The 16205-nt window shown below is 58.0% G+C and carries 15 protein-coding genes; 7 read left to right on the top strand and 8 right to left on the bottom strand.

From position 1 onward, the window contains the following. Nucleotides 1-226: 226 nt before the first annotated feature. Nucleotides 227-1141, bottom strand: coding sequence for a LysR substrate-binding domain-containing protein (locus tag B9K09_RS21145; protein ID WP_087518657.1), 915 nt, complete (start codon nt 1139-1141; stop codon nt 227-229). Nucleotides 1142-1233: 92 nt separating this feature from the next. On the opposite strand from B9K09_RS21145, the gene B9K09_RS21140 reads away from it, so the two are divergent. Further along, a complete protein-coding gene (locus tag B9K09_RS21140) occupies nt 1234-2205 on the top strand; it encodes a DMT family transporter (RefSeq protein WP_087518656.1) in 972 nt (323 codons plus the stop codon). Between the two features lie 195 nt (nt 2206-2400). On the opposite strand, the gene B9K09_RS21135 is transcribed toward B9K09_RS21140, so the two are convergent. Next, a complete protein-coding gene (locus tag B9K09_RS21135) occupies nt 2401-3054 on the bottom strand; it encodes a TetR/AcrR family transcriptional regulator (RefSeq protein WP_087518655.1) in 654 nt (217 codons plus the stop codon). A gap of 90 nt (nt 3055-3144) precedes the next feature. Here B9K09_RS21135 and B9K09_RS21130 point away from each other — a divergent pair, with 90 nt between their 5' ends. After that, nucleotides 3145-3771, top strand: coding sequence for an NAD(P)H-dependent oxidoreductase (locus tag B9K09_RS21130; RefSeq protein ID WP_087518654.1), 627 nt, complete (start codon nt 3145-3147; stop codon nt 3769-3771). Between the two features lie 236 nt (nt 3772-4007). On the opposite strand, the gene B9K09_RS21125 is transcribed toward B9K09_RS21130, so the two are convergent. From B9K09_RS21125 to B9K09_RS21115, 3 genes are all read right to left on the bottom strand, one after another. Continuing rightward, nucleotides 4008-4340 carry an antibiotic biosynthesis monooxygenase gene (locus B9K09_RS21125; RefSeq protein ID WP_087518653.1) on the bottom strand — a complete coding sequence of 111 codons (333 nt, stop codon included), beginning with the start codon at nt 4338-4340 and terminating at the stop codon, nt 4008-4010. Nucleotides 4341-4363: 23 nt separating this feature from the next. Next, nucleotides 4364-5347, bottom strand: a complete 984-nt coding sequence (locus B9K09_RS21120; RefSeq protein ID WP_087518652.1) for a zinc-dependent alcohol dehydrogenase family protein — start codon at nt 5345-5347, stop codon at nt 4364-4366. A 152-nt stretch (nt 5348-5499) separates the two neighbouring features. Then, a complete protein-coding gene (locus tag B9K09_RS21115) occupies nt 5500-5802 on the bottom strand; it encodes a helix-turn-helix transcriptional regulator (RefSeq protein ID WP_087518651.1) in 303 nt (100 codons plus the stop codon). A gap of 272 nt (nt 5803-6074) precedes the next feature. Between B9K09_RS21115 and B9K09_RS21110 the strand changes: the two genes are divergently transcribed. The 3 genes from B9K09_RS21110 (at nt 6075) to B9K09_RS21100 (ending at nt 8363) form a co-directional block, all read left to right on the top strand. After that, entirely contained in the window at nt 6075-6962 is an 888-nt protein-coding gene (locus B9K09_RS21110) for a serine hydrolase (protein ID WP_087518650.1), read from the top strand. A 7-nt stretch (nt 6963-6969) separates the two neighbouring features. Then, on the top strand, nt 6970-7764 hold the full coding sequence (locus B9K09_RS21105; protein ID WP_087518649.1) for an aminoglycoside phosphotransferase family protein: 795 nt from the start codon (nt 6970-6972) through the stop codon (nt 7762-7764). A 122-nt stretch (nt 7765-7886) separates the two neighbouring features. Continuing rightward, complete coding sequence (locus tag B9K09_RS21100) at nt 7887-8363, top strand: NUDIX hydrolase (protein ID WP_087518648.1); 477 nt, start codon at nt 7887-7889, stop codon at nt 8361-8363. Nucleotides 8364-8468: 105 nt separating this feature from the next. On the opposite strand, the gene B9K09_RS21095 is transcribed toward B9K09_RS21100, so the two are convergent. From B9K09_RS21095 to B9K09_RS21085, 3 genes are read right to left on the bottom strand one after another with little or no spacing between them, the layout of a single operon-like run. Then, entirely contained in the window at nt 8469-9905 is a 1437-nt protein-coding gene (locus B9K09_RS21095; protein WP_087518647.1) for an efflux transporter outer membrane subunit, read from the bottom strand. Beyond that, nucleotides 9905-13042, bottom strand: a complete 3138-nt coding sequence (locus B9K09_RS21090; protein ID WP_087518646.1) for a multidrug efflux RND transporter permease subunit — start codon at nt 13040-13042, stop codon at nt 9905-9907. The genes B9K09_RS21095 and B9K09_RS21090 overlap by 1 nt, the downstream gene beginning before the upstream one ends. Before the next feature lie 16 nt (nt 13043-13058). Continuing rightward, the gene (locus tag B9K09_RS21085) at nt 13059-14225 is read right to left on the bottom strand and encodes an efflux RND transporter periplasmic adaptor subunit (protein WP_087518645.1); all 1167 of its coding nucleotides are present in this window, start codon (nt 14223-14225) and stop codon (nt 13059-13061) included. Between the two features lie 141 nt (nt 14226-14366). Here B9K09_RS21085 and B9K09_RS21080 point away from each other — a divergent pair, with 141 nt between their 5' ends. Both B9K09_RS21080 and B9K09_RS21075 read left to right on the top strand, forming a co-directional pair. Beyond that, nucleotides 14367-15119, top strand: coding sequence for a response regulator (locus B9K09_RS21080; protein WP_218191977.1), 753 nt, complete (start codon nt 14367-14369; stop codon nt 15117-15119). Further along, on the top strand, nt 15116-16180 hold the full coding sequence (locus B9K09_RS21075; RefSeq protein ID WP_087518643.1) for an ATP-binding protein: 1065 nt from the start codon (nt 15116-15118) through the stop codon (nt 16178-16180). Before B9K09_RS21080 ends, B9K09_RS21075 begins: the two co-directional genes overlap by 4 nt. Nucleotides 16181-16205: the final 25 nt, after the last annotated feature.

Below are 16205 nucleotides of genomic sequence, written 5' to 3'. Positions count from 1 at the left end.
TCGACTGGCCCAGTTCGGTTATCTGCAATGATGCCTTTGGCATCATGGTCACCCCGGCGACTTTTGCAGTCATCGGCTGGTCCCTGCTACCCTCTACTTGCTTAGGCTCGGCCTCCAAATGAGCATCCGGTTGGGCGAGCATGCGCTGGTAATCAGTGAAGAGGTGCGGCAATTTAAGACAGCGCTGACGTGCTGACTCGTCTGCAGATGCAGCGGCCGCGTGCGCCTAAACTATCTCCTCTAACAGTTCACTCCTGAGCCACTCTATCAAATGCTCGGTTTCTCTTCGCTCAGCAATAACTGGGCGTTTAAAAATCGATATCGCTTGTGGCAAAAACACGCTTTCAGAGCAAGGCCTTGTCAAGGCTCCGCTATCAACCAATCTCCCGGCAGTTCGAGCCCAGCCGACGGCAATACCGTGTCCTTCCACTGCTGCTTGGAGCATCATCGGGTAACTGTCGAAATAGCGACTTTGGGTGCGCCCATCCAGAACAATACCGAACTCGGCTAGCCAACTGTCCCACTCCATCAGATGAGGAGGCGTAGCCCGATGGTGCAAGAGCGTGTGGTGTACCAAGTCTGTGACTTTCAATGCTTCTTCATGCCTATTGAGATAGTTGGGACTGCACACCGGGAACACTTCGTCAGAGGCCGTGAATAACAGGTGATTTATTCCGCTTGCTCGACCAGTGCTCTGGAGAGCAACGTCGAAATGGCCACCGAACTCCGTTAACGGTTGGGTAGTGGTAACGACTTGAATCTCGATATCTGGATGGCGTTGATGGAAGCGAGAAAGGCGCGGCATCAGCCAGTAGAACGCCTCACAAAGTTGGGAAAGCAATACGACCTGATGCCTGCGGGACGCAACTCGCAAGTTATCAGCAACTGAGCCTATCTGGTTCAACGCGATACTCACAACAAGCCCTAGCTGTTGTCCTTGTGGCGTTAAAAAGACTGCACGATTACGTCTATCGAAGAGCGTTACTCCGAGATCCTCCTCAAGCCCGCGAATCTGTCGGCTCACTGCTGCTTGAGTGATATGCAGTTCGTCAGCTGCTCGTGAAAAGCTGCCTAGGCGGGCGGCCGCTTCAAAAGGCAACAAGCTAGCGAGTGGCGGGAGTGATTTACCGAGTAGATTCATAACCGTGGATTATGCATTGCGGGCTGAGAACTCGTTTGTAGCATACATCCGGCAACGTTCAAGCTTGCGATTACTCAGCCTTGGAGTTGCTTATGAACATATCTGATCATCCATTTGCCCTAGGCGTGTTTTTTGCGGTATTCGCCACACTATGCTGGAGCTCGAATTTCATCGTTCCCTATGTCACGGGGAACTACAGCATATTTGACTTTCTGGCAGTTAAATTCGTGATTGTTGGAGTTGTCGGTGTCGTTTGGATGATCGTCGACCGCGCCAATCTTCGAGGGCTGACGCCTCCCATGCGAACGATGGCGTTGGCGCTGGGAGCCATCGGTTATCTCGGGTACAGCGTGTGCATTGCATGCGGCGTCATGATCAGCGGTCCTGTCCTGACGCCGGCATTCATCGCGGTGGTGCCTGTGATGCTCGCGCTGCTTGGCAACGCGCAAAACAAGATGTTGGCGTGGGGAAAGCTGGCATTGCCTTTATCCATGCTGGTGTTCGGCCTTCTGCTCATCAATATCATCGCTAACGACACCCCATCCAACCCACAAGGCACCGCCGTGATCGGGATCGTTTTTTCTGTTTGTGCCGTGGCGTTTTGGTTAGCGTTCAGCGTGCTGAACCAGAAATGGCTGAGTAAAATTCCACTGTATTCAACAAGCGCGTGGACAGGGCTCATGATGGTCGGGAGCGCGCTCGGCATGATATTGGTATTGCCCTTGGGATATGCGTTTAGTCTTTTTGAAATGCCCGCCCAAGGAGCCAGCTTTGCCAATGCAGGAGGTCTCTATGCCTCGGCGTTTCTAATTGCAATTTTGTCGTCTGTATTGGGGGCATGGGCGTGGAACAAGGCGTCTCGTTATTTACCCATGGTGCTTTCGGGGCAGCTAATTGCTCTTGAGTCCCTTTTCGCGACCCTACTTGGATTGTGTTTTGAGCAACGCCTGCCAACGGTGTATGAAGCCTTGGGTATTACGGCCGTGTTGACAGGCGCAATGCTGGCCATACGGATGCTCTTTGCATCGTCTGAGATGGGGCGAGATAAGCTAACGGTGTCGTAAGCCCGGCTCTGGTCGATGTTGTGGCGGGACGTGTCTTCCAGGTTGATCGAGTAGAGTAGGCGTTGTTGTCCTCCCGGTGATTGTCCCTTCATGCTGTGTGCTTCCCTGCCGGCCAATGCAGAGATTTTGCAGCAGGGCAGGCAAGGGGTTACTTTTTCAACAGAATCGGTCGAAAACAGCCACTCGCTATCAGCTTCAAGTACGCTCTAACGTTCGATTAGGTAACTCCCCTCGTGCGTTCCTTTCCACCATTGCAACGATCACATCCAACAATTCATCCTTGGCTTGTTCGGCTGTAATCTCGCCGCTGGCTGCTGCCCCTGAAAGTGCTTCGGCAGCCCCCAGCATCGCGTGCAGGCTCGCTAATTTCAGTTCGCCGGCGCCCACGAAGGGCAAAAATAGCGTGTGGCATTTGTTCAGGAAAACCGCTTCATATTCGCGTTTGGTTTTTTCCAGCTCCGGTGTGCTCGCCAACGCCGCAATAACGCCAGGGATCTCCCGGCCTTGGAGTAGCACACAGTCGACATAAGACGAAGCGATGACCGTGGCCCGGCTCAACAAGGTCGGTTCGCTAGCCTGCACGGCGGCGTCCATGATTGATGTCTGACGTTGATCGAAGTCTTTGTACAGCGCAGCGAGCAATCCAGAGCGGGTTGCAAAATGGTCATAGACCACCGGTTTAGTCACCCCGGCCTGTTCGGCAAGCCTGCCGAGCGTGAGCGCTTCGGTGCCTTCATCGCTGACCACTTGCCAGGCCACGTCGAGCAACTGGCGAAGACGTTCCTCCCTTGCCAGCCGACGACGCGGCTTGGACTGCCCGTCAATATTGCCCTGCTTGGTGATTGACATCGCTATATACCATTAGTAACTTAAAGGTGTAAGTTACTAAAAGTATATAGCCGCCTTTCTTGCGGTTCAATCTACTCAGGAGATTTCGACATGCACACACTCATCGTTGTCGCTCACCCAGAGCCTGAGTCACTGTCTCACGCCGTCGCTGCGCAAATAGCCAGAGGCATAAACCTGGCAGGTCAAAAGCACACGTTCGAGGTAGCCAACCTCTCACAGGAAGGCTTTGACCCCCGCTTCACCGCAGCTGACCTGGCCGTACACCGCCAAAAAGCACTGCCCTCTGCCGATGTACGGGTGGAGCAAGCCCGAATCGACCGAGCTGATGCTTTGGTACTGGTTTTCCCCGTTTACTGGTGGGCCATGCCCGCGCTTATGAAGGGATGGATAGACCGTGTGTTCTCGAACGGCTGGGCATTCGACTTCAGTCTGCAAAGCGGCCTGATCAAGAAGCTATCGCACTTGAGCGTTCACTTGGTGGGCATCGGCGGCGCCGATACGGCGACCTATGCCAAGCATGGCTATGCGACGGCAATGAAGACGCAGATCGATCATGGGATATTCAACTACTGCGGGGCTCAGGTGATGACCTCGAAATTGCTATTGGATAGCGAAACCGCTGACTCGGGCCAGGTGCTGCACGCGGCCGAGCAGATCGGCCGTGAAATCCTAGCGGCGATGAGCACGCCAGTATCGCTGTCCGGTGGCATGCAATAGCGCAAGAAGAGGGCGACTGTGTGGCCGGCCAGGCAGGCTCGAAAAGTAGCCGTTAAATGAAACTATGAAGCCCGGAGTTCGGGGCAGATAGCGATTGAATTTGACCTGACAGTCGTAGACTTCTAAGCAGGACTGTCAGATCAAATCGCGATCACTACAAGTTAGCGACATCAAGCCAGTGGATTCCTCACAGCGACCAATTGTTTAAAGCCAACAAGCTTCCTATTGCACGAGTATTACTTGGCAAAGAAGCTGTTTTGATCAGCATCTTCTCCGGTAGTAAAAGCGGCGTCTTCAATGTGATAGACCGTCGGCTCTTCCGAGAAGTATTCCTCCAGACGTGCCATGAATACCTGATGGTCCTCACTCGCTTCGAAGCCCTTGTGATCCTCAAGTGATTGCCAGCGCACTATCAGATTGAGTTGCTCTGGCGTCTCTATCCCTTGGGCGAGCATGTGACCGTGGTAACCCTTGGCGCGGCTGAGCAAAGGCGTGACCTCAGCGAATGCATTCCTGAAGTTTTCAATGTGTTCTTTGTGAATGGGAAGCAGAGCGATTTCATAAATCATGGCGTTTCCTCTAAGTTTCAAAGTTATGCAGTGACGCCATCAACTGGCGGCACGACGGCAATTGCGATTTTCCCTCGAAGACCGTTGTTACGGCTTTCCAGCAGGGCATGGGCGAGACCAATGTCGGCTAGCGAGTAGACCGCACCGACATGTGGGCGCAGCTGACCGCGCTCGACCAATGCGCTTAACTCATCGAGCTTGCCGCGATTTTGTCTGGTGAACACGAAGTGATAACTGGCGTTCTTGCCCCAGGCTTCAACGAGATTTTGTGGCTGGGCAATGTCCACAATCGAGACCACGCGGCCAAGTTGTGCGAGCGCGTCGGGGCTACGTGCCAATGTGTTGCCGCCGATGGTGTCGAACACCACATCAACTCCGTTGCCAGCGGTTTCCCGCAGGATGGCGTCGACGTAATCCTCTTTCTCGTAGTCGATGAGTACATCGGCACCCAGGCTTCGGGCGAACTCAAAGTTTGCTTCGCGCACGGTGGTGAACACCCGCGCTCCTATGGCTTTTGCCAACTGAATCGCTACGTGGCCCACACCTCCCGCGCCGCCGTGTATCAGAATGCTTTCGCCGACTCTGAGCTCCGCCCGCCCGATCAGGGCCTCCCACACTGTCCCGCCAACCAGGGTCAGGCTGGCCGCCTCAAGATGGCTAAGTGATTTTGGCTTATGTCCGATGATGCTTTCAGCAGCAACGTGGTACTCGGCATAACTGCCTGGGCCGTCGAAAATTTGCGGGGTGTACCAGACTTCGTCGCCTGGCACGAAGCTCGTCACACCTGGACCAACTTCTTCGATAACGCCGGACACGTCATGCCCGGTAATGGCCGGCAGTGGCACGTAGTCGGGATAGTCGCCACGTCGTACCTGATAATCCAACGGATTGATGGAGGTTGCGTGTACCCGGACCAGGACTTGTCCCGCGCCCGGAACGGGCTTGGGTACGTCGCTCAGCTCGAACGCTTCTGGGCCACCAAATGATTTAAGTAGTTGCGCTTTCATTGTAGATCCTCGTTTCTTTAAAAAGAGATATCGAGATTTATCGATATATTAGGGTGGAAAAATTAACGGGTTTCCCTGCGTTTCAGTTCATCTTGAATCGCTGTTTCGGTAAAAAGGGATATAGGGAATAACCGATATATCCATGTAAATAATTACAGCTCTTTCCTTATCAGTTCGGCAAGAGCGCTGATGTTTGCTTCATTGCGTTTGTAGTAGGTCCACTGCCCAACGCGGCGGACTTCGACCAGACCTACTCGTTGCAGCGTCGCAAGGTAATCGGACACCGTCGATTGCGACAGGCCGACGCCTTCTTGAATACTGCTTACGCAAACGCCCACCGTATGAACGTCCCCTTCATCCTGTGGAGGGAAGTTATTCTCCGGATCCTTCAACCCCTTGAGGATTTCAAGGCGAGTGCGGTTGGAGAGGGCTTTGAATATTTCGATTAAGTTCATGGTTACGATGATATCGAAACTTACCGATATGTCAATACAAGGGTCAGCCGCTCGTCGGACATGTCGTTTGAGGGTTGCTGCCTGTAGGGCAGTCAGGCTACGGCAGGTTTCAAGTAGCAGTACAGACGTCAAAACCGGAGCCGCGTTTTACACACTCTGGGCCAATAGCAGTCGTTCGGGACAATAAAACCAATGGCTCTACATTCTGGTGAAGAAGAGTGAATGAGATATCTTGTCGAGCTGTGGATCCGTTCAACATTTCAAGGAAGCCAATGCTGAGTTCACTCGTATCAAATGGTCAGCCACTACCTAATGACCGATCAGAGCTGTTGGTGCCATGGTGGAGTTTTACGAAGACAGTCTTAGCCGTTACTGCGCTATCGCTGGTGCGTGATGGGCTGGTCGGGTTGGACGATCCAATTCTTGATCAACCCTTCACGTTGCGCCAGCTACTGCGGCATGAAGCGGGTCTTGCCGATTATGGCGAACTTGCGGAGTATCACGCCGCCGTTGCTAACAATGAGTCGGCTTGGTCGGCGGATGAAATGATGCAACGCCTTGATGGCTCTCGAGTTCGATACAGCCCCGGAACCGGGTGGCGGTACTCGAATGTTGGCTACTTGCTTGTGGGTCGGCTTATTCAACAGCTGACTGATCTGATGCTTGATGATGCAGTGAGTCAACGTGCACTAACCCCACTTGGCCTGTCGAGCGTGCGCTTCGCTAAAACGCGAGCAGACTTACAAACGACCCATCTTGGAAGTACAGGTTATGACCCCGCTTGGGTCTATCATGGCTTACTGATCGGCCCAGTTTCGCAGGCAGCGCTGTTCCTGGGTCGACTCCTTACCGGAGACCTTCTCTCCATGGGATTGCTCCAGGAAATGCAGAAAGCACGAGCATTGGGCGGTCCAATTCCCGGACGTCCATGGATCACTCCGGGCTATGGCCTTGGTGTGATGCAGGGTTCTATTGATGGCGGGTATTCCCTATGCGGACACACCGGTTGCGGGCCTGGCAGTGTCATTGCCGCTTACCATCTCCGCCAGGGTGATTTTTCGGCTTGTTGCGCTGTTTTTGAGACGGGCGCCAGTGAAGACGCCGTCGAAACTTTAGTTATAGAGCGGCTGATGCAAGCCTTGCGGCAAGAGCGAAATTAGTGGATTTATGTTTGATCAATACCTGAAACGATGGGAGCTGACCATCGATGGCGACGCTTTTGTCTCGCTAAATGGACATCTACTGCCCGTTCGCCAGAATGGCTTGCCAGCGATGCTCAAAATCTCGCGAGAGCTAGAAGAGCAAGCAGGCAACCTGCTCATGGCTTGGTGGGACGGTGAGGGTGCGGCGCCAGTACTGGCGCATGATGGAGAGACTTTGCTTATGGAGCGCGCGAAGGGCTCGGGCTCGCTTACGCACTTGGTGAGCGTTGGCCAGGACGACGAGGCTACTCGCATTCTTTGTGCTGTGGCCGGCCGTCTTCACACACCACGTACACAACCGGCTCCTGCTTTAGTCCCGCTGGAGCAATGGTTCGAAGCCCTGTGGAGCGCAGCGGTAACGCACAGAGGGATCTTTGAGCAATGCGCAAAAACTGCCCGCAAACTCTTAAGTGCCCCGCGCGATGTCAGGGTACTGCATGGTGACATCCACCACGGCAATGTATTGGACTTCGGCCCCAAGGGATGGCTCGCTATTGATCCTAAAGGACTGTACGGAGAACGCGGCTTCGATTACGCGAATATTTTTTGCAATCCCGATAGCAAAAGCGCTTTGGCGCCAGGCTGTTTTGCGCGCCGAATCGGCATCGTCGCCCAAACTTCCAAGATTGATCGCCGCAGGTTATTGCAATGGGTACTGGCGTGGGCCGGTTTGTCAGCCGCCTGGATGCTCGAAGATGACATTAAGCCGGTAATCCCCCTTGAGGTGGCGAAGCTTGCTGCGTTGGCGCTAGATTCGTGAGTTTTACCGCCAGACAAGGTCTTTTCTATCAGCTTTGCGGCGATCCCTGTAAGCCGTGATCGACTGGCGCCGGTCAGGCGCTTCATAATCAGCGGCTGTCGCTGGTTGTTTGGATATATAAAGTGCGCCAGCGAAGGTCATCAAGACTACTGATTATCAGTGCCTCTGAAAAAGTGCTTCTCTTCACGTTCAGCCATAAAAATGGAGCGCTAGCGGGTGATGAATACTGGGCAACGCCTGGTGGCGGACTCGAAGATGGAGAAACATTTGAATGCGCTGCGATACGTGAGCTACGCGAAGAAACAGGCATAACTGTTTCCTCAGTAGGCGAACCTATAGCAGATCGAGAGTTCGCGATGCGTATGCCTTCGGGTGAAATGGTGATGTCCTTCGAGCGGTATTTCATCGTGCGAGCGAGTGGTGAAAAGGTATCCTGCTTGGAGTGGACATCACACGAAAACGAGGTAATGGCCGATTACCACTGGTGGTCTATCTGTGCGCTGAAAGCAACAAGGGAAATAGTTTGGCCAGAGTCACTCATAGAAATGCTTGAGAAAGCAGGCGTTAGAGAGCAAGCGCTTTCTTCCACTGCGAGATAAGGGATAGGGGTTAGTAGGCGGCAGGCCACGGTTTTGCGAAATTCCGATTTAAACGTGGTCTGACCCCAATTACATGAAAGGACTCATAGACAACGTGGATGGACTCTACTGAGCCGCTGTGACAGCGGCAATCTCCGAGATATCGCGCTCGTACAGGCCGCCACCGAGGGACTTGTACAGTGCCACCCGGTTGGCGATTTCAGCGCGGCGCAGTTCCAGCAGTGCCTGACGTGCGGCGTGCAGTTGGCGCTGGGCATCGAGCAGCTCCAGCCGACCGTCGACGCCAGCGCGGTAGCGCAGGTCGGACAGTTGCAGACGCCGCTCGGCAGCTGTCACCGCACGTAGCTGCGCATCGATCTGGCGGTCGTAAGTAGCCGTTCCAGCAAGGGCGTCGGCCACTTCGCGAAAGGCGGTCTGAATGGCGCGTTCGTACTGGGCGACAGCCTCGAATTTGCGCACCTCAGCCAAACGCAGTTCGGCGCGCAGACGCCCGCCCTGGAACAGCGGCTGGGAAATCTGCGGGGCGAATCGCCAAACTTGTCGGGCCGGATCGAACAGGGCGCCGAGCGAGGTGCTGGCATAACCGAAGGAAGCGGTGAGGGATATCTGCGGAAAGAACGCCGCCCGCGCTGCACCAATATTGGCATTGGCGGCCACCAGCATCTGTTCGGCCTGGCGCAAATCCGGCCGGCTCAGCAGCAGATCAGCCGGAAGCCCGGCCGGCAGCTGCGCGATCACCGATTGGCGCTCCAATGGCAAGGCGGGCGGCAGGTCGTCGGGCAGCTCGTTGCCCACCAGCAACTGCAGCGCGTTGTCTGCCTCGGCCAGGGCGCGGTGGCGCGCTTCCAGGTCGGCATCGGCTAGGGCCACCAGCCCTTCGGCCTGGGCCACGTCTAGGCTGCTGTTCTGCTCGGCTTGCTTGAGTAAGCGCGCCAACTCCAGCGACTGCTGCCAGTCGGCCAAGGTACGCTCGGCCAGTTGGAGTTGCTCGTCGGCCAGGCGCTGGGCGAAGTAAGCCTCGGCCACCGCACCGATCAAACTGATCTGCGCTGCGTCACGCCCTCGCTCGCTAGCCAGATAGCGCGCCAACGCGGCATCGGAGAGCGCCCGCACGCGACCGAACAGATCCAACTCGAAGGCGCTGAGGGTGACGCTCACCCCAGCCTGCTGGCTCATCTCGCGGCTGGCGCTGCCGTTCGCGTCGTTGCTCAGGGTCCGCTCACGCGTGCGTGTCGCCTCCAGCCCTACGGCTGGCAGGCGCGAGGCGTGCTGGATATTCGCCTGCGCCTGCGCCGCCTGAACGTTGAGGATGGACAGGTGCAGGTCGCGGTTATTCGTCAAGGCCAGGTCGATCAGTCGTTGCAGGCGCGGATCGCTAAACATCGTGCGCCAGCCCAGCGCACTGGCCGGCAGTGTCGAGGCAGGTTTTTCGGAGGCTATAGCAAAGCTCGTTGGCACCGGCGCGGCTGGACGTTGCAGGGTTGGCGTCAGTGAGCAGGCAGTCAGACAGCCGAGTAGCGGTAGGGTCAGTAACAGGCGCATCAAGGGTTCTCCTGAGCCAACGAGGCACTGCCACGCTGCGCACGCCGGGCGCTCAAGCGCTCCTGCGTGCCGACAACGACGACGAAAAAGACCGGCACGAAGAACACCGCCAACAAGGTGCCGCTGAGCATGCCGCCGAACACTCCGGTACCGATGGCGTGCTGGGTTTCCGCGCTGGCGCCGCTGGCGAGCATCAGCGGTACCACGCCGAGAGTGAAGGCCAGCGAAGTCATCAGGATCGGGCGTAGGCGCAGGCGCGCTGCGGTCACCGCGGCGTCGACCAGCGTGCGACCTTCAGCGTGCAACTGGCGGGCGAACTCGACGATGAGGATGGCGTTCTTCGCCGACAGACCGATGATGGTAATCATCCCCACCTTGAAGAACACGTCATTGGGCATGCCACGCAGCATCACTGCGGCCACCGCGCCGAGTAGGCCCAGCGGCACGACCAGCATCACTGACATCGGAATCGACCAGCTCTCGTACAGCGCCGCCAGTACTAGGAACACCACTAGCGCCGAGAGCAGCATCAGTAGCGGTGCTTGCGCCGCCGACTGACGTTCCTGCAGCGATTGTCCTGTCCAAGCCACGGCGAAGCCTTGCGGCAACTGAGTAACCAGTCTCTCCATTTCGGCCATCGCCACACCGCTGGACACGCCCGGCGCTGCGCCCCCGGAGAGTCGTACGGCGGGGAAGCCCTGGAAACGCATCAATTGTTGCGGCGACTCGCTCCACACCGGTATCACCACCTCACGCAGCGCCACCATGCCGCCAGTGGCATTGCGCACGCGCAGGCTGAGTACGTCGTCCAGTTGCATGCGCGCAGGGGCGTCGGCCTGCAGGATGACCTGCTGCATACGCCCGGCATTGGGGAAATCGTTGACGTACAGCGAGCCCATGGCCGCCGACAGCGTGCTGCTCACTGTGGCAAAGGACAGGCCCATAGCTTCGGCCTTCTGCCGGTCGATCTCCAAGCGGATGCTTTCGCCGGGTGGCAGGCCGTCCGGATAGACATCGCTGACCACCTCGCTCTGTGCGGCCAGTTGCAACAGTTGTGTCTGCGCAGCCAGCAACGCGGCCTCGCCCCGGTTGGCCCGATCCTGCAGAAACAGAGTGAAACCGGAAGATGTGCCGAGCTCGTCGATCGCCGGCGGCATCAGGCTCATCACCGTGCCTTCGACGTTGTTGGCCATGGCCTGCTGCGCCAGCGCCGCCTCTTCGGCAGCATTGGCGCCATCACGCTGATCCCAATCCTTGAGCATGGTGAAGGCCATTGCTGCGTTGGGGCCGGAGCCAGCGAAACTGAAACCCAGCACCACTAGGTTCGCGTCCAGCCCCGGACGCGATGCCACGTGTGCCTCGTAAGCCTTGACCACTTCCAGCGTGCGTTCGCTTGTGGCGCCGGTGGGCAATTGGATGGAGGTCATGAAGTAACCCTGATCTTCTTCGGGCAGGAAGGACGACGGCAGCTGACCAGCGGTGATGACCAATACCACGCAGAGTACGGCGAACGCCGCCATCATCCGCCCGCTACGACTGACCAGGAGCGTCACGCGCGCTCCGTAGCTCGCCGTGAGGCGCTCGAAGCCCCTATTGAAGGCACCGAAGAATCCACGTTTCTCATGGTGGTCAGCGCTGACCGGACGCAACAGCGTGGCGCAAAGCGCAGGCGTCAGGGTCAGGGCAAGGAAGGCCGAGAACAGAATCGACACCGCCATCGACAGGGTGAACTGCTGGTAGATCACTCCCACCGAACCGCTGCCGAAGGCCATGGGGATGAATACGGCGGTGAGCACCAGAGTGATGCCGATCACCGCGCCGGTGATTTCCTGCATCGCCCGCGAGGTGGCTTCCTTCGGCGACAGTCCCTGGGTTGCCATTAGCCGCTCAACGTTCTCGACCACTACGATGGCATCGTCGACGATGATACCGATGGCCAGCACCATGCCGAACATGGTTAGCGAGTTGATCGAGAAGCCGGCCAGCAGCATCACCGCGAAGGTGCCAAGCAGCGCGATGGGCGCGACGATTGCCGGGATCAGCGTATAGCGTATGTTCTGTAGGAACAGAAACATCACCAGAAACACCAGCGCCATGGCCTCGAACAGGGTGTAGATCACCTTCTCGATGGAAACCTTGACGAAGGGCGCTGTATCAAATGGCACCGAGTAGGCCATGCCCTCCGGCATGCCCGGCGCCAGCTCGGCCAGACGCTCGCGCACGGCCGAGGCAGTGCGCACGGCGTTGGCACCGGGCGAAAGCTGAATGGCGGCACTGGTCGCCGCAACGCCGTTCTCACGGTTGGAAAAACCATAGGACTGAGCGCCCAGCTCGATCCGCGCCACATCGCCGAGCACGACCTTCGCTCCATCAGCGCCGGCACGCAGGACGACGGCAGCGAACTGTTCCGGGTTGGTCAGTTGCCCCTGCACGGTCAGCGGCACAGTCAGGCGCTGGCCCGGCAACGCGGGCTCGTCGCCGACCCGCCCGGGTGCAATCTGTGCGTTCTGCTGTTCGATAGCCTGGGCCAGCTCGTTCATCGTCAGGCCGTAGGCGGTGAGCTTGTGCGGGTCGACCCAGACGCGCATGGCCTGCTCGGCGCCGAACAGTTGCACACGCCCCACGCCGTCGATGCGCCGTAGCTCCTGGACGATGTTTCGCGCCAGATAGTCGTTCAGTGCGACTTCATCAAATTGGCCGTTGGGTGAGGTCATGCCGACCATCATCAGAAAGCCCGAGGCAGCGGACTCCACCTGCAGGCCGCTTTGCCGCACGGCCTGAGGTAGGCGCGGCTCGACGGCCTTGATGCGATTCTGCACGTCCACCTGGGCCAGCTCCGCGTCGGTGCCCGGCTTGAAGGTGGCGGTGATCTGCGCGCTACCCGAGGTGTCGACCGAGGATTCGAAGTACAGCAGGTTCTTCACCCCCGACAGCTCGCGCTCGACCAAGCTCACCACCGAGTCGTTGAGTGTCTGCGGGGTGGCCCCCGGATAGGTGGCGTAGAGAGTCACCGACGGCGGTGCCACCGACGGATAGCGGGCAATTGGCAACTGCGGGATGGCGATCACGCCGACCAACACGATGAACAGGGCGATCACCCAGGCGAATACCGGGCGATTGATAAAAAATTGGGACATGACAGGTTCTCCGACCTCAGTGCGTGGCTGAACTAAGGTGCTCAGTGGTGGCTGTGGGCTGCCAGATGTGCGCAGTGACCTGCGCGTCCTCCGCCAGGCGTTCGCCGCCTTCGATCACGACCTGCTGCCCAGCGCTGAGGCCGGATGCGATGCGGTAGCGGCGGTCCACCAGCTCTCCCAGTTCAATAGCCACCCGCTTCGCGAGGTTGTGATCATCCACTACCCATACGCTGGCCTGTCCACCCGTACGGATAACGGCTTGCTGAGGCACGGTCAGCGCCTTGGGGTAATGCGCCCGCGGGATACGCGCTTGGACGTACATACCCGGCAACAGCTGGCGCTGGGGGTTATCGACCAGAATGCGCAGCAGCACATCACCAGTGCCGGCATCCACATCAATGCCGGAGAACAAGATGCGACCCGTCAGTCCGGAAGGTTTTCCGTCGCTACTGAGGACGTCTGCTACCAGCCCCGGTCCGGAGGGTTGGACCTGATTGGCCAGTGCCTGACGCAGCGACTCCAGCGACGCTGTCGATTGGCGTACATCGACATACACTTGGTTGATCTGCTGGATTCTCGCCAGCGGCGAGCTGTCGCTGGGAGACACCAGCGCACCTTCACTCACTAAAGCCTGATCGATGCGCCCGGAGATCGGCGCTTCGACGGTAGCGAACTGCAGATCCAACTGTCGACGTGCTAGCGTCGCTTTGGCTTGAGCCACATCGGCAGCCGCCTGATCACGCAAGGAGATGGCGTCGTCATACACTTGACGACTAACGGCTTCAGCCTTCATCAGTGGTTCGAGGCGGTCAGCCCGAATACGCGCGCGAGCCAGCACGGCCACCGCTCGCTGCAACGTGGCTGCTGCGCTGTCGGCCTCGGCTTTGAACGGTGCTGGGTTAATCTGGAACAGAGCAGCGCCAGCCTTGACTTCGGCGCCTTGGTCGAACAGCCGCTGCTGCACGATGCCGCCGATCTGCGCGCGAATCTCGGCTGTGCGCACGGCTGCAACACGCCCTGACAGGTCTTCGTTGACCCTGAGTTCGATTGGCTCGAGTATCATGACGGAAACCTGAGCCGGCGGCGCGCTGCCCTCGATCGGCTGCGCTGGGTCGCAGCCGACCAGAACCAGAAGTACAAGCCCGAGCCACACGGCGCGCCACTGTCCTTGTTGAAAACGCATACCTAAGTTACCTCGCTGGATGCTCTGCCGCCGCACGAAGCGGGCGGAAGCTCAAAAAGCGCGAGTCTTACCTAGAACAGTTGGGATTCATTCGAGATTATGTGGAGATTATGTGGAGATCGTAATTAAAGGTGGAACCCCATGACCTTGCGCGCAGCAGGCTCGAGTTCGTCTACACGGTCCAATCAAGTGCCAATGACACAAGCGCTGATCCTCATTGCTGAAGATGAAGCTGAAATCGCCGAAATCCTGGCCGCGTACCTGAATCGCAGCGGGTTGCGCACGATCCACGCCGCGGATGGACAAGACGCCCTGATCAAGCACCAGAGCCTCAAGCCCGATCTGGTACTGCTCGATGTGCAGATGCCTCGTATGGATGGCTGGCAAGTGCTCAGTGAGATTCGCCATCGCGGTGAAACGCCGGTCATCATGCTCACTGCACTCGACCAAGACATCGACAAGCTAATGGGATTGCGCATCGGTGCTGACGATTATGTGGTCAAACCCTTCAGTCCCGCCGAAGTCGTTGCTCGGGTCATGGCCGTTCTCCGGCGAGCGAAGACAGTGGCTGTCGACGGCGTGCGCCTGCTGCGCGTTGGCGTATTCCAGATCGACTTGGACAACCATGAAGCCAGCGTAGATCTAGATGGCCAGCGCCACACACTGGATCTGACCCTTACCGAATTCAAGGTTCTGACCAGCCTCATGCGTTCGCCCAAACGCGTGTTCAGTCGTGCTGAGTTGCTTGTCTCCTGTCTGCCCGAGGGCGACACACTGGAGCGGACCGTGGACAGTCATGTCAGCAAACTGCGCAAGAAGCTGGAGAGCCTAGGTATTCACAACACCCCGGCAAGTGTTCGGGGCGTGGGATATCGTTTCGGAGGTGACGCGTGAGCCGCTCGCCGGGGTTGCGCAAGCAGATCATTCTTTCCTTTAGCGTCATGGCCCTGGGTATCCTTCTACTCTCGATAGTCGGCACGTACGTTTTTTATGCGCTCGCCTCCACGTACCTGCCTGACAGCATCTCCGAAACCTGGGTCCCGTCACGTATCGAGTTGACCTGGATCCTGGGCATCATAGTCGCCGCAATGATCTTAGCTGGCTACGTGGCAATCAGACTCTCGCGTCGCATCATCACTCCGTTGAATTCGGTCGCTCACAACCTGCGTGAGGTTGCACAAGGTAACCTGCAGGCTCGCGCAACCCTCGATGAGCATGCGCAGGGCGAGACGGCCCAACTGGTGCGCGACTTCAACACTATGGCTGAGCGCTTGCAAAGCGTGACCCGCGAGCGGGAGTTCTGGAACGCTGCCGTTGCCCATGAGCTGCGTACGCCGGTCACGATTCTGCGTGGGCGCCTGCAGGGATTGGCAGAAGGGGTTTTCACCCCCAGCAGCGAGATGTTCATTGGGCTGTTGCGCCAGGTGGAGGGGCTTGGCCGGCTGATTGAGGATCTGCGTGTGCTAAGTCTCACCGAAAGCGGCCACCTCGAGCTGGATCTGGCGCCCACCAATCTGGCGCAGGAAATCTCCGTTGTCGTTCACGCGTTCGCCAGCAGCTTGCAAGCCCGAGGCTTTAACCTCCAGCTTGAGGTGGGCGAACAGACGCAAGTCATGTGCGATGCATTTCGCATCCGCCAAGCGCTCATGGCGCTGCTGGAGAATGCGTTGAAGCACGCGGAGCCCGGCGTGTTGCGCCTGAGCGCCGAGGTCTCGAACGGTATCTGTCAGGTGAGCGTCGAGGACAACGGCCCCGGCATTACGCCGGACATCGCTGTTCAGGTGTTCGAGGCGTTTCGCCGCGGCGACCCATCGAGATCTCGCAGCAGCGGCGGCAGCGGTCTGGGCTTGGCAGTCGTCAAGGCCATCGCCGAGGCTCATGGTGGCCAAGCGGTTTGCCGGCCTTCTGATTCTGGAGGAACTGCATTCGTTCTCCGTTGGCCCATTCGGGACTGAATTTCCCCGCGTTTGCTAGACGCTG

It is taken from the genome of Pseudomonas sp. M30-35 (genome assembly GCF_002163625.1).
Lineage (GTDB): Bacteria > Pseudomonadota > Gammaproteobacteria > Pseudomonadales > Pseudomonadaceae > Aquipseudomonas.
The sequence above is the reverse complement of the archived record's forward strand: the minus strand, read 5'-3'. Positions and strand labels throughout refer to the sequence as shown.

Bases quoted from the DNA above. Each gene is read 5' to 3' on its own strand.
- B9K09_RS21145 (WP_087518657.1), bottom strand. From the start codon at position 1,141: ATGAATCTACTCGGTAAATCACTCCCGCCACTCGCTAGCTTGTTGCCT.
- B9K09_RS21140 (WP_087518656.1), top strand. From the start codon at position 1,234: ATGAACATATCTGATCATCCATTTGCCCTAGGCGTGTTTTTTGCGGTA.
- B9K09_RS21135 (WP_087518655.1), bottom strand. From the start codon at position 3,054: ATGTCAATCACCAAGCAGGGCAATATTGACGGGCAGTCCAAGCCGCGT.
- B9K09_RS21080 (WP_218191977.1), top strand. From the start codon at position 14,367: ATGACCTTGCGCGCAGCAGGCTCGAGTTCGTCTACACGGTCCAATCAA.
- B9K09_RS21110 (WP_087518650.1), top strand. From the start codon at position 6,075: ATGCTGAGTTCACTCGTATCAAATGGTCAGCCACTACCTAATGACCGA.
- B9K09_RS21095 (WP_087518647.1), bottom strand. From the start codon at position 9,905: ATGCGCCTGTTACTGACCCTACCGCTACTCGGCTGTCTGACTGCCTGC.
- B9K09_RS21130 (WP_087518654.1), top strand. From the start codon at position 3,145: ATGCACACACTCATCGTTGTCGCTCACCCAGAGCCTGAGTCACTGTCT.
- B9K09_RS21125 (WP_087518653.1), bottom strand. From the start codon at position 4,340: ATGATTTATGAAATCGCTCTGCTTCCCATTCACAAAGAACACATTGAA.
- B9K09_RS21120 (WP_087518652.1), bottom strand. From the start codon at position 5,347: ATGAAAGCGCAACTACTTAAATCATTTGGTGGCCCAGAAGCGTTCGAG.
- B9K09_RS21085 (WP_087518645.1), bottom strand. From the start codon at position 14,225: ATGCGTTTTCAACAAGGACAGTGGCGCGCCGTGTGGCTCGGGCTTGTA.
- B9K09_RS21105 (WP_087518649.1), top strand. From the start codon at position 6,970: ATGTTTGATCAATACCTGAAACGATGGGAGCTGACCATCGATGGCGAC.
- B9K09_RS21115 (WP_087518651.1), bottom strand. From the start codon at position 5,802: ATGAACTTAATCGAAATATTCAAAGCCCTCTCCAACCGCACTCGCCTT.
- B9K09_RS21090 (WP_087518646.1), bottom strand. From the start codon at position 13,042: ATGTCCCAATTTTTTATCAATCGCCCGGTATTCGCCTGGGTGATCGCC.